The following is a 12,696-nucleotide window of genomic DNA, read 5'->3' as shown; positions in this document are numbered from 1 at the left end:
TTAGAACGCGTCAAAAGAGACGACATGCAAAGCTTGAGGAAATTTCGACAGGGCAAACCGGGGTTTTATCCGGACCAGTCGGTCTATGCCGAATTTGCCTGCGCCGAGTTTGGACTGACTTTTCGCGATCTCGATGGCGGCTCTGGATTGATCTTCAGCGTCGCATCGCCGGACAAAATCCTGCATTTCGGCGCGGGCCGCTGCGCATGGTATCCGCAGAACAGCGCCTCCGCCTCGACGCTGGCTTCCGACAAATACTTCACCGGCAGAATTCTTGAAGAGGCCGGCATGCCGGCGATCGGCGGCGAATATTTCTTCCTGCACGAGCGCTATCGCGCGCATCGCCCATCGGGCCATGAGCGCGGCGACGCGCTGGCGTATTTTCGCAAGCTGGGCACGTCCGCCTTCGTCAAGCCGCTGACGGGATCGCGCGGCGATTTCGCGCAAGCGATTCACGACGAGGCTGCGCTCATTAGATATCTCGACGACGTCGCGAAGTACTACGACGCGGTCCTGATCCAGCCGATCGTCGAAGGCGTCGAGTACCGGATTTTTTTGCTCGACGAGGACGCACTGTATTGCGCCCGCAAATATCCGCCCTTCGTGCGCGGCGACGGCGTGCGCACGTTGCGCGAATTGTTCGCCGACCACAATGAGGCGCTGCGCGCGCACGGCCTATCGCCGGTCACGCCCGCCGCCGCCGACCCTTCGCTCGACATCGTGCCGGCGAAGGACGAACGCCGCGACATTCCGGGGCGGATGAATCTGAGCGCCGGCGGAACGATGGTGATCGAACCGCCGCCCTCCGAAGCGGCGGTTAGGCTAGCGAAGACAGCCACCCGTGCGATCGGGCTTCGAGTCGCGGCGGTCGACATGTTCGTCGGCATCGGTGGCGATCCCGGCGCCATGGCCGTGATCGAAGTCAATTCCAATCCGTCGATTCGACTGCTGGAACAATCCGATCGCGGCGACCTGATCCTGAAAATCTGGCACCACACTTTTTCCGCGACGGGATTGCTCTAGTGTTTGACCTGCCAAAATACGGCGACGGCGTTTGCCTGGCGCGGCTGGCCGAGTTGCTTAATGAGCTCGGCATCCGCCGCGTGTGGCTGCAGCGCAGCTCCGTCGTGGTGACCGGTTCGAACGGAAAAGGCAGCACGGCGGCGATGTGCGCCGCGATCGGCCATGCCTATGGCCTGCGAACCGGCCTCTTCACCTCGCCTCATTTGCTGCGTTTCAACGAGCGGATCCGGATCGACGGTGTCGAGATCGGAGACGACGCCTTCGCGCGGTGCAAGCAAAAGGTTGAGGCCGCCATCGCCGGGATTTCGCAGCAACGGGGCGAAAAGTTCGGTGCGTTCGAGGCGCTGTTTGCGCTCGCCTGCCTACACTTTGAAGAAAGCCGCTGCGAGTTCATCGTGTTCGAGGCCGGCATCGGCGGCCGTTACGATCCGGTCCGTCTGGTTGGCGCGCGCCAGACCTGCGTCACGTCGGTTGACTACGAGCATGTCGAACTGCTCGGCAATACCCTGGAGCTGATCGCTTCCGACAAGAGCGACGCCTGCGCCAATGGCGGCACCATCGTCTACGGCGAGAACTGCCGGGGCTTGCGGCAGCATCTCACCGAGTACAATCGCCATCGCGGGATCACATCGCTGTTCGTCCGCGACGAGATCGGCATCTACGGCGAGCAGGCCTCCGCGTCAGGACAGCGCTTCGATTACCAGTTCGGAAATCCGCATTACCGCCGTTCCGGGACGCGTGTGCTCGACTTAGTCCCGGTCCATCACGATTATCGCGGCCTCGAGACGCGCCTGCTTGGTACGGCTCAGTTCAACAACGCCGCAATCGCGGCCACGCTGTTCCTGTTCTGGCTGGAACGCAGCCGTCCGCACAAGGCGCCCGAACGGATCGAGGCCGCGCTACGCGCCGGCCTGCGCGAGACGCAATGGCCGGGCCGTCTCGAAGTGATCACGCAAGATCCCTTGACCGTGATCGACGTCGGCCACACCCCCGACGGCATCCGGCAATCGCTCGCAAGTCTCAAGGCAATCCATGGCGACCAAAACTGGATCCTCGTCACCGGCGCCTCCAGCGACAAGAAGGCCGGCGAGATCGTCGGTGCGCTGGCGCCGTCCTTCGATACGATCGTCGCTACGGCGGCCTATCACAAGGGCGCGAACCCGCATGACATCGCTGCCGCGGCGCGGCTTGCCAACCCAGGCGCGGAAATTCATGTCGCCGCAACGATCGAGGACGCGGTGCGTCTGGCCGATGCGTTGGCGGCGTCGCCAAAACGAAAACTGTATGTCGCGGGCGGACTGTTCCTGGCGATCGAATACGCAACGGCCGCCCGTGGCGGCCGCGCGCAGGATTTGAAATTCTTCTGAGGCGCAACACAGCATGTGCAATTGGTCGCCTGATATGCGATCAACGGTGTCAGCAACGAAGAACGATCAAGCCTCGGGAGGAAACGCCATGAATGCTACCGTCAATCGCCAGATCCTGCTGGTGGAAAAGCCGACCGGCAAGCTCGGGCCCGAGCACTTCAAGATGTCGGAGGGAACGATCCCGGAGCCGAAGGACGGCGAGGTGCTGGTGCGGGCGCGCTATATCTCGCTCGACGCCGCCAACCGCGCATGGATGCACGGCGCCACCTATCGCGCCGCGGTGGAGGCCAACACCGTGATGGCCGGCGGCAGCATCGCTGAAGTCGTCTCGTCGAAAGCACCTGGCCTTAGCCCCGGTGACATCGTGTTCGGCGATACCGGCTGGCAGGATTATGCCGCGGTGCCGGCAAAGCATCTGACCAAGATGCCGAAGATGGAACCGATGACGCATCTGCTCAGCGTCTATGGCATCGCCGGCCTCACGGCTTATTTCGGCCTGCTCCATGTCGGCAAGCCCAAGGAGGCGGAGACCGTCGTGGTGTCGGCCGCGGCCGGCTCGGTCGGCTCGATCGTCGGCCAGATAGCAAAAATCAAAGGCTGCCACGTCGTCGGCATCGCCGGCGGCAAGGACAAATGTAACTGGCTCACCAGCGAACTCGGCTTCGACGCCGCGGTCGATTACAAGGACGGCGCGACCTACAAGGCGCTGCGGGCTGCAGCGCCGAAAGGCATCGACGTCTATTTCGACAATGTCGGCGGCGACATTCTGGAGGCCTGCATCGCGCTGATGAACAACCGCGGCCGCATCTCCTGTTGCGGCGCCATCTCGCAATATGACGGTGTGCCCTCGGCGACCGGCCCGCGCGGCGTGCCCGGCCTGATCGTGGTGAAGCGCCTGATCATGCAGGGCTTCATCGTGATGGACTACATGAACGAGCGCGATCAGGCCTTGAAGGACCTGCAAGCCTGGGTCGCTTCCGGCAAATTGAAGGTGCAGGAAGACGTCATCAACGGCCTGGAAAACACGCCGCAGGCGCTGATCGGGTTGTTGGCCGGCGAGAACCGCGGCAAGCGGATGGTGAAGGTGTGAAGTCGTAGGGTGGGCAAAGGCGCGCTTGCGCCGTGCCCACCGTTACTGCTGAGCGGAGGATGGTGGGCACGCTTCGCTTTGCCCACCCTACGGATTCTACTGCGCCGCCGGCGTCTGTGGCGCCACTTGCCCACTCGCCTTCTTCCGCTTGCGCTCGGCAAGCCAATTCTCGAACCGCTGCACCACGACGAAGAACGTCGGCACGAACAGCACCGCAAGGCAGGTCGAGGCCAGCATGCCCGAGAACACGGTGATGCCGATCGACTTGCGGGCGTTGGCGCCGGCGCCGGTCGCGAGCACCAGCGGCACCACGCCGAGGATGAAGGCAAACGACGTCATCAGGATCGGCCGGAACCGGGCCCGCGCCGCCTCGATCGCGGATTCCAGCAGCGGCTTGCGGTCGCGCACATGCAGATCAAGTGCGACCTCGACGATCAGGATGGCGTTCTTCGCCGACAACGCGATCAGGAGGATAATACCGATCTGGGTATAGAGGTTGTTCTCGATCCGCAGCCCCGTCAGCACCACCATCGGGCCGAGCAGCGACAACGGCACCGCCAAGATCACCGAGATCGGCGCGAACCAGCTTTCATATTGCCCCGCCAACACGAGATAGACCAGCAGCAGCGCGAGCCCGAACGCCCAGTAGATTTGGCCGCCGACGACCTTCTCCTGGTACGACATCGCCGTCCATTCAAAACCGGTCCCCTGCGGCAGGGTCTTTCCGGCGATCTCCTCCATCAGTTTCATCGACTGGCCCGAGCTATAGCCCGTGGCCGGCAGGCCGATGATACTCGCGGACGGATAGAGATTGTACAGGCTGATCAGCGACGGGCCGACCGCTGGCGTGATCTTGGCGACCGTGCCAAGCGGGATCATGTCGCCATTGCTGTTGCGCACCATCATCTTTTCGATGTCGCGCGCCGTCAGGCGATACTGCGCATCCGCCTGGGCATAGACCTGGAAGGTGCGGCCGAACTTGTTGAACTGGTTGACGTAGGTCGAGCCCATATAGGACGACAATGTCGAGAAGATCTGGTCGGTCGTGACATGCAGGGTCTGGGTCTTGATCCGGTCCACCTCGACATCGAACTGCGGCACCATCGAACGGAACGACGAACTGACGCGCTGCAGCGCGCTTTGCGTCTGCGCATTGGAGACCATGGCGCCGGCGATGGCCTGCAGTTTGCCATAGTCGGCATTGCCGTCGCGCAACTGGATTTGCATCGCAAAACCGGCGGCGTTGCCGATGCCCTGGATCGGTGGCGGCGGGATCACGAGAATTCGCGCCTCCTCGATCGCAGACATCTTCTCGTTCAGGCCGACGAACAGTGACCGCAGATCCTCGCCCGCACCGCGCGCGCTCCACTCTTTCAGGATCAGATAGGCGACGCCGGCATTGGCAAGGCTCGACGAGCTATCCAACGCCGAGATACCGGAAATGCTGATGACCTGGTCAACGCCGGGGTGCTTGCCGGCGATGTCGCTGACCCGCTCGAGCACGCGCTGGGTGCGGTCGAGCGAAGCGCCATCGGGCAACTGCACGGCGACCAGGAGATAGCCCTGATCCTCGATCGGGATAAACCCGGTCGGCACCCGCGACAGGCCGTAGCCGGCGCCGGCGATCAGGATAAGAGCAACGAGCACGGAGATGTTGCTGTGCGCGACCAGGCGGCTGATCAGCCGGCTATAGGCGCGCTCGACCCGGTCATAGACCGCATTGAAGCCGCGGTAGAAAAAGTTGCGCTGTTCCGGCGGCACCGGCCGCCGCAGCCACAACGCGCACTGCGTCGGCTTCAGCGTCGCGGCATTGACGGCGCTGAGCAGCGCGGTCGCCGCGATCACCAGCGCGAATTGCGAGTACATCCGCCCGGTCAATCCCGGCAGAAAGGCCGATGGCAGGAACACCGAGATCAGCACCAGCGTGATGCCGACGATCGGGGCGAACAGGGCATCCATCGCTGCGATCGCGGCGTCATGGCCGGACATGCCCTTTTCGATGTTGTGCGCGGCACCCTCGACCACGACGATGGCGTCATCGACCACGATGCCGATCGCGAGCACGATCGCGAACAAGGTCGAGATATTGACGGTGAAGCCGAGTGCCGCCATCGCGGCAAAGGCGCCGATGATCGTCACCGGAACAGTGGTGGCCGGCACCAGCATCGCGCGCCAGTCCTGCAGGAAGATCAGGATCACGACCAGGACGAGCAGGCCGGCCTCGATCAGCGTCTTGTAGACCTCCTTGATCGATTCCGAGACGAATTTCGTCGTGTCGAACGGCGTGTCGTATTTCACGTCTTGCGGAAACGCCTTGGCCAGCACCGCCATCTTATCCTGAACGGCCTTCTCGACCTCGAGCGCGTTGGCGCCGGGCGACTGGAACACGCCGATGCCGGTGGCGGGCTTGTTGTTGAGCGAGAACGCCTGGCTGTAGGTCTGGGCGCCGAGTTCGACCCAGCCGACGTCGCGGACGCGCGTGACATCGCCATTGCTGCCGGTCTTGACGATGATGTCCTCGAACTCGCTCTTGTCGCTGAGCCGCCCGTTGACGTTCAGCGTGTACTGGAACGCCTGCCCCGAAGGCGCCGGCGGGGCACCGACCTGGCCTGCCGTGACCTGCTGACTCTGCTGCTGAATTGACGAGACGACGTCCTGCGGCATCAGGTTGCGCACCTGCAGCTTGTTCGGATCGAGCCACACCCGCATCGAGTACTGGCCGGCGCCGAACACGGTGACGTTGCCGACGCCTGGCAGCCGCGACAGCTCGTCCCGGATGTTGATGGTGGCGTAATTGCTCAGGAACAGGCTGTCATAGGTCGCATTCGGCGATGTCAACGTGACGAACAGCAGGACCGCCGTCGACTTCTTCTGCACGGTGACGCCCTGGTTCTGCACCGACTGCGGCAACTGCGCCAGCGCGCTCGACACCCGGTTTTGCACCAGCACCTGCGCGAAGTTGAGATCGGTGCCGATCTTGAACGTCACGGTCAGCGAATAGGTGCCGTCGGCACCGCTGTAGGACTGCATGTACAGCATGTCCTCGACGCCATTGACTTGCTGCTCGATCGGCAGCGCCACGGTATCGATCACGGTCTTGGCGCTGGCGCCGGGATAACGCGTCGTCACCTGCACCGTCGGCGGCACCACATCGGGATATTGCGCCACCGCGAGACGAAACAGGCACACCCCGCCGATCAGGATCATCAGGATCGCGATGACGTTGGAAAGGACGGGCCGCTCGATGAAGAATTTCGAAATCATGGCCGGTCCTTATTTGCCTGACGCCGGTGACGCTTCGATCTTCTTGACTTGCGGATCGACCTTCTGACCGGGGATCGCACGCAACAGCCCGGCGATGACGACGCGATCGTCGCCCTTCAGGCCGCTTTCGATGACTCGCAACTCGCCATCGAGCGGTCCGGTCTGCACCTTGCGCTGCTCAACCACATTCTCGCCGTTCACGACCAGCACGTAGCGGCCGGCCTGATCGCTGCCCAGCGCGACATCGGGCACCAGCAACGCATTGGCCTGCTGATCAAGCGGTACGCGGATCCGGACGAAAAATCCCGGCAACAACGCTCGATCGGGATTCGGCAATACGCCGCGAACCGCGAGCGTGCCGGTCGATTGATTGAGGGTCGGCGAGACATAGTCGAGCTTGCCCTTGTGCGGAAAGCCGCTCTCGGTCTGCAATCCGACCTCGACCGGAAACTGCCGGATATCGGTGCCGGTCATTCCCCGCCGCCGCGCCTCTTCCCGGATCCGCAGCACGTCCTGTTCGTTGACGTTGAAGTTCACATAGATCGGATCGAGCGCCACGATGTTGGCAAGCTGCGTCGGCGATGAAGCGCCGACCAGTTCGCCGACCGAGACCAGATGGGCGCTGACGACGCCGTCGAACGGCGCGTTGACGTGAGTATAGCCGTAGTTGACGGCGGCGATCTTGGTGTTGACCTGGGCCTGCTGCAGGTTGGCCTGGGCGTTGTCGCGCGACGATGTCGAATTGTCGAGCGTCGCCTGCGAGACTGCCTGCCTTTGCACCAGATCGGATTGGCGCTTGAAATCGGCCTCGGCCTGCCTCAGCGATGCCTGGGCGCCGGCTTCGGCGGCCTGCGCCTGTTCGAGCTTCAGTTTGTAGGTATCCGGCTCGATCGAGAACAGTGCGGTGCCTTGCTTCACGAAGGCCCCGTCCTGGTAATCGATCGATTGCAGAAAACCCTGCACGCGGGCGACGAGATCGACATTCTTGATCGGCGCGGCATTGCCGGTCGCCTCCAGATAGCGCGTGATACTGCGCTGCACCGGCGCGGCAACCTCAACTTTCGGTGGTAGCGGCGGCACAAAAGTATTTTGTTCGCAGGCACTTAGGACGCCGAACGCAGCCATGGCGAAGACCGCGCGATAGGCCATGGCGCCTCTCCGTCTGAAGTCGCCTCGTGGTCTGCTGCATGCCAGCGAGCGCTTGGATTTCATTTTATGGGCCTCAGGAGATTTTTGTTTTGGTCTGCAACTGGTGTTTTATTCAAATGGTGGCGTTCGACCATCCCATAAAAATAGTAACTATCCCCTTGCAGGCGAACCTGAAACCGAAAATGATGCCGCGCGGAAATTCCATCACCTATTCGTTCATGATTCCACTTCTGTTGAAGCGGCGGCCGCAGCGACAACACAACGGATTTGTTCAAATGATCAACACGTTGACACGTGCGGCAACGCTTGGGGCGTTGATGCTGTCGGCACTATTCGCAACCGCCGCGCCTGTCTTTGCGCAGGCGCCGAGCCAGGCGCAGCGTGACGCCATCAAATCGCAATGCCGCTCCGATTACATGGCGCATTGCTCCAGCATTCCGCCGGGCGGCGAAGCTTCGCTGCAATGCCTGCAAAAGAACATGTCGAGCCTGTCATCAAGCTGTCAAAGTGCGGTAAGCGCGGTGGCAGCGCCGGCAGCCGCAGCACCCGCGGCCAAGCCCGAAGCCGCTCCGGCGGCGGCTGCCGCAAGGCCGGCCACCACGACCGCGGCGCCCAAGACCGACGCAAAGACTGACGCGAAGACCGAATCCAAGCCCGCGGCCGCGACGGCGGCGCAGCCGTCGAGCGCGCAGGTTTCCGCGATCCGCAGCGCCTGCCGTTCCGACTATCCAAAGGTCTGCGCGGGCGTGCCGACCGGCGGCACGCCGGCGCTGCAATGCCTGGCGAAGAACAAGGCCAAACTTTCACCGGCGTGCGAGCAGGCGGTGGCGGCGGCCAGCGGCGGTGGCGCCGCACCGGCAGCGGGCGCTGCTCCTGCCGCGGCGGCGGCACCTCCGGCAGCGGCTGCGGCACCCGCCGCACCTGCCGCAATCGTACTGCGACCGATGCGGCCGCGCGAAGAATTGTTCGTGCTGCGCTCGGCCTGCGGCGCCGACGTCCGCACCATTTGCGGTGGCGTTCAGCCGGGTGGTGGCCGTATCGTGCAGTGCCTGGCGACCAAGGCGGGCTTGATCTCACCGGCTTGCAAGGACGTGCTGAGCCAGTTCGCGGCGCGATAACCAGTAGGGGTTTCCGTCATGGCCGGGCATGACGGGTTCCCCCGGTGAATTGCCGCCTAGAATCAACCTACCGTGCCGACGAACTGCTGCAATTCCGGTGTCCGGGGCGCGGCAAACACCTCCTTCGGGACACCCTCTTCGTGCACCTTGCCGTGGTGCATGAACACGAGCTTGGTCCCGACGTCACGGGCGAAGCGCATTTCGTGCGTCACCAGAATGAGCGTCATCCCTTCGCGCGCCAGCTGCTCGACGACGCGCAGCACCTCGTTGACCAGTTCGGGGTCGAGCGCCGAGGTGATTTCATCGCACAACAACACCTTGGGCCGCATCGCCAGCGAACGCGCGATGGCGACGCGCTGCTGCTGGCCGCCGGAGAGCTGGTTCGGATAGGCGTCCATTTTCTCGGACAGCCCGACTTTCGCCAGCACCTCGGCCGCAATGGCGCGCGCCTCTTTCGCTGCCACCTTGTTGACCACGGTCGGCGCCAGCATCACGTTCTCGGCGGCGGTCAAATGCGGAAACAGGTTGAACTGCTGGAACACCATGCCGACATGGCGGCGCAGTTCGCGCAGATTGGTGGCGGCACCGCCGACCTCGATATTGTCGGCGATGATGGCGCCCGATTGATAAGTCTCCAGGCCGTTGATGCAGCGGAGCAGCGTGCTCTTACCGGAGCCGGAGCGGCCGATGATGGCGACCACGTCGCCCTTGGCGACCTCGAGCGAGACGCCCTTCAGCACCTCGTTCGGACCAAAGCTCTTTCTGACGTCACGAATGCTAACGAGCGACATTGAGTCGGCCCTCGATTTTTTTCGCCCACCAGGACAGCGGGAAACACAGGCAGAAATAGATCAGCGCGACCAGCGAATAGACCACGAACGGGCGGAACGTCGCGTTGTTGAGCATGGTGCCGGCCTTGGTCAGCTCGACGAAGCCGATGATCGAGGCCAGCGCCGTGCCTTTGACCACCTGCACCGAGAAGCCGACGGTTGGCGCCACCGCGATCCGCGAGGCCTGCGGCAGGATGACATAACGCATCTGCTCGATGTAGCTCATGGCGAGGCTGGAGGAGGCTTCCCACTGCCCCTTCGGGATCGACTCGACGCAGCCGCGCCATATCTCGGCGAGAAAGGCGCTGGTCCAGAACGTCAGCGCCAGGGTCGCGGCCATCCACGGGCTCACCTCGACACCGAGCAGCGCGATGCCGAAGAAGAACAGAAACAGCTGCATCAGGAGCGGCGTGCCCTGGAACAGCTCGATGTAGATCTTGGTGGACCACTCCAGCATCGGGATTTTGGAGGTTCGCATGAACAGCAGGATCAGCCCGACAATGCCGCCGCAGACAAAGGCGATCAGCGACAGCACGATGGTCCACTGCGTGGCGATCAAGAGGTTCGACAGGATGTCCCAGAGGCTGAACTGCAACATGACTTACTTCGCCTTGAACAGGATGCGGCCGAGGCCGCGCAGCAGCGAACGCGTCAGCATGGCGAGCAAAAGATAGGCCAGCGCCACCAGCAGATAGACTTCGAAGTTGCGGAAATTGCGCGAGGCGATCAGGTTGGCGGCGTAGGTCAGATCCTGCGCCGAGATCTGCGACACCACGGCCGAGCCCAGCATGACGATGATGATCTGCGAGGACAGCGCCGGATAGATCTTCTCAAACGCCTGCTTGAGCACGATGTGGCGCAGCACTTCCCATTTGGTCATGGCGAGGCTGATGCCGGCTTCGATATGGCCTTTCGGCACCGCTTCGATGCCGGCGCGGATGATCTCGGTCGAATAGGCGCCGAGATTGATGGTCATGGCGAGGAACGCCGCGGTCGATTCGCTGAGTTTCAATCCTGCGGCCGGCAGGCCGAAGAAGATGAAGAACAACTGCACGATGAACGGCGTGTTGCGGATCACCTCGACATAGCCAGCGACGAGGCTGCCGAGCCATTTCGGCCCGAAGGTGCGCGCCGATGCGCCGGCGGTTCCGACGGCAATACCAGCGACGGTCGAGACGACCGTCAGCACGACGGTGAACAACAATCCCCACAGCAGCACATCCCAGTGCGGCAGCAATTCGCCGAATTGGAGCTTGTAGTTCATGGCGGGCTACTCCCGCGCGATCCGTCAGAAGCCCGGCGGCAAGGGCGCTTTCAGCCACTTCTCGGACAGTTTGGCGATGTCGCCGGACGTCTTGGCCTGCGCGATGATCTCGTTGAGCTTGGCCAGCAGCTTCGGCTCATCCTTGTTGAGCCCGATGAAGCACGGGCTGTCCTTGATCACGAACTTCAGTGCCGGCGCCCGCGCCGGGACCTTCTCGGCGATGGCCGCAGCGACCGTATTGCCGGTCGCGATCAGGTCGACCTGCCCGGACACGAAAGCCGCGATGGTGGCGTTGTTATCCTCGAAGCGCTTGATGGTGGTGTCTGCCGGCGCAAGCTTGGTCAGCTCCTGCTCCTCGATGGCGCCGCGGGTGGCGCCGATCGTCTTGCCCTTGAGGTCGTCGGCCGATGCCGCCTTGATTTCCTTGGTGCCGAACACGCCGGAGAAGAACGGCGCATAGGCGATGGAGAAGTCGATCACCTTCTCGCGCTCGGCGTTCTTGCCGAGGCTGGAAATGACGATGTCGGCCTTCTTGGTCTGCAGGTAGGGAATGCGGTTGGCGCTGGTCACCGGGATAATCTCGACCTTCACACCAAGCGCCTTGCCGATCAGATTGGCCATGTCGATGTCGTAACCCTGCGGCTTCAGATCGAGCCCGGCAGAGCCGAACGGCGCAAAATCCTGCGGCACGGCAACCTTGATGACCTTGGCCGCCATGATGGAGTCCAGCGCATCGGCATGGACTGGCGTGGCCAGCGCGGCAGTACCGAGCGCGAAAGCCGCGGCTAGCATCGATTTCTTGAACAACATCCCATGTCCCTCAGTTTGCATCGCAACATCGCCGGGCCATTCGGCCGATGTGGTCCGATCCCCTTCGCGATTTGACCCTGCCCGATGCTCAACGATCAGGCAATGCCCCGACCTGCTCCTTATGTTGCCATCGATTGCCGCAGAATTAGCCTGCGGCGGTTCCGTTTGAGTGACAGCATCACGTCCAGATGATACATAGCCACTTCACTCTATGCAGGGTTGCGGATGCATTCGCTGCGTTTTTTCGGCGTGTGAAAACATCTCTTTGGAAGCCGGTTCGACATGATCGGCATGGAATGAAAGCCATCTGCCTCTGATCTCCGCCAGGGGTTCTCCCCTGCGCGATGAACCCAATTCAGCGGGTCAGCGATCAGGAAGCAAGCAGGCGGCCTGACGGAAGTTTGCGAACGACAATCACTGACCAAGAGGAGAAGAAAACAGATGCTACGTGCCATCCTGACTGCCGCTACCCTGCTGTGTGCGTCCCAAGCGTTCGCGCAGGAGATGACCGCCGCGCAGCGCGACGCCTGCATGGGCGACTACCAGAAATATTGCAAAAGCGTCACGCCGGGCGGCGGACGGATCATCGCCTGCCTCGCCAAGGAGAGCGACAAGCTGACCCCTGCCTGCAAGAAAGTGCTACAGGCGGCAGAGAAGAAGTAGCTCGCCTTGAACGGCGGCCGGAAATGCGATCGAGATCGGTGTGCACAAGCCCGACATGGATCCGCAGAACCTTCCTGAAGAAATCTGAACACCAAACAGGATTAATCCGGGAGAACAA

12 protein-coding genes are annotated in these 12,696 nt (G+C 62.6%); 6 read left to right on the top strand and 6 right to left on the bottom strand.

The window, feature by feature from the left end; translation table 11 throughout:
* The first annotated feature begins 24 nt into the window (after window positions 1-24).
* The 3 genes from ACSQ84_RS22730 to ACSQ84_RS22720 all read left to right on the top strand — a co-directional run bounded on the left by ACSQ84_RS22730 (window position 25) and on the right by ACSQ84_RS22720 (window position 3,480).
* Entirely contained in the window at window positions 25-1,023 is a 999-nt protein-coding gene (locus ACSQ84_RS22730) for a hypothetical protein (protein ID WP_436213939.1), read from the top strand.
* Complete coding sequence (locus tag ACSQ84_RS22725) at window positions 1,023-2,390, top strand: bifunctional folylpolyglutamate synthase/dihydrofolate synthase (protein ID WP_436213938.1); 1,368 nt, start codon at window positions 1,023-1,025, stop codon at window positions 2,388-2,390. The genes ACSQ84_RS22730 and ACSQ84_RS22725 overlap by 1 nt, the downstream gene beginning before the upstream one ends.
* Window positions 2,391-2,478: 88 nt before the next feature.
* Window positions 2,479-3,480, top strand: coding sequence for an NADP-dependent oxidoreductase (locus ACSQ84_RS22720; protein ID WP_436213937.1), 1,002 nt, complete (start codon window positions 2,479-2,481; stop codon window positions 3,478-3,480).
* Window positions 3,481-3,576: 96 nt separating this feature from the next.
* On the opposite strand, the gene ACSQ84_RS22715 is transcribed toward ACSQ84_RS22720, so the two are convergent.
* Together ACSQ84_RS22715 and ACSQ84_RS22710 are read right to left on the bottom strand one after the other, a co-directional pair.
* The gene (locus tag ACSQ84_RS22715; RefSeq protein ID WP_436213936.1) at window positions 3,577-6,744 is read right to left on the bottom strand and encodes an efflux RND transporter permease subunit; all 3,168 of its coding nucleotides are present in this window, start codon (window positions 6,742-6,744) and stop codon (window positions 3,577-3,579) included.
* A 9-nt stretch (window positions 6,745-6,753) separates the two neighbouring features.
* Window positions 6,754-7,893, bottom strand: a complete 1,140-nt coding sequence (locus tag ACSQ84_RS22710; RefSeq protein ID WP_436213935.1) for an efflux RND transporter periplasmic adaptor subunit — start codon at window positions 7,891-7,893, stop codon at window positions 6,754-6,756.
* On the opposite strand from ACSQ84_RS22710, the gene ACSQ84_RS22705 reads away from it, so the two are divergent.
* Together ACSQ84_RS22705 and ACSQ84_RS22700 are read left to right on the top strand one after the other, a co-directional pair.
* On the top strand, window positions 7,892-8,278 hold the full coding sequence (locus ACSQ84_RS22705; RefSeq protein ID WP_436214101.1) for a hypothetical protein: 387 nt from the start codon (window positions 7,892-7,894) through the stop codon (window positions 8,276-8,278). The genes ACSQ84_RS22710 and ACSQ84_RS22705 overlap by 2 nt on opposite strands.
* On the top strand, window positions 8,169-9,011 hold the full coding sequence (locus ACSQ84_RS22700; RefSeq protein WP_436213934.1) for a hypothetical protein: 843 nt from the start codon (window positions 8,169-8,171) through the stop codon (window positions 9,009-9,011). Before ACSQ84_RS22705 ends, ACSQ84_RS22700 begins: the two co-directional genes overlap by 110 nt.
* Before the next feature lie 62 nt (window positions 9,012-9,073).
* On the opposite strand, the gene ACSQ84_RS22695 is transcribed toward ACSQ84_RS22700, so the two are convergent.
* The 4 genes from ACSQ84_RS22695 to ACSQ84_RS22680 are packed head-to-tail and all read right to left on the bottom strand — an operon-like array spanning window position 9,074 to window position 11,897.
* Window positions 9,074-9,802, bottom strand: coding sequence for an amino acid ABC transporter ATP-binding protein (locus ACSQ84_RS22695; RefSeq protein ID WP_436213933.1), 729 nt, complete (start codon window positions 9,800-9,802; stop codon window positions 9,074-9,076).
* Window positions 9,789-10,439: an amino acid ABC transporter permease gene (locus ACSQ84_RS22690; protein WP_436213932.1), complete on the bottom strand. Its 651-nt coding sequence runs from the start codon at window positions 10,437-10,439 to the stop codon at window positions 9,789-9,791. Before ACSQ84_RS22690 ends, ACSQ84_RS22695 begins: the two co-directional genes overlap by 14 nt.
* A gap of 3 nt (window positions 10,440-10,442) precedes the next feature.
* Window positions 10,443-11,105, bottom strand: coding sequence for an amino acid ABC transporter permease (locus ACSQ84_RS22685; protein ID WP_211998316.1), 663 nt, complete (start codon window positions 11,103-11,105; stop codon window positions 10,443-10,445).
* A gap of 24 nt (window positions 11,106-11,129) precedes the next feature.
* The gene (locus tag ACSQ84_RS22680; RefSeq protein ID WP_436214090.1) at window positions 11,130-11,897 is read right to left on the bottom strand and encodes a transporter substrate-binding domain-containing protein; all 768 of its coding nucleotides are present in this window, start codon (window positions 11,895-11,897) and stop codon (window positions 11,130-11,132) included.
* 459 nt (window positions 11,898-12,356) lie between these two features.
* Here ACSQ84_RS22680 and ACSQ84_RS22675 point away from each other — a divergent pair, with 459 nt between their 5' ends.
* Window positions 12,357-12,578 carry a cysteine rich repeat-containing protein gene (locus tag ACSQ84_RS22675; protein ID WP_436213931.1) on the top strand — a complete coding sequence of 74 codons (222 nt, stop codon included), beginning with the start codon at window positions 12,357-12,359 and terminating at the stop codon, window positions 12,576-12,578.
* The last annotated feature ends 118 nt before the right edge of the window (window positions 12,579-12,696 follow it).

Source organism: Bradyrhizobium sp. LjRoot220 (assembly GCF_964252915.1).
Classification (GTDB): domain Bacteria; phylum Pseudomonadota; class Alphaproteobacteria; order Rhizobiales; family Xanthobacteraceae; genus Bradyrhizobium.
Note: the sequence above shows the minus strand (reverse complement) of the source record. Positions and strands in the feature narration are given on the sequence as shown.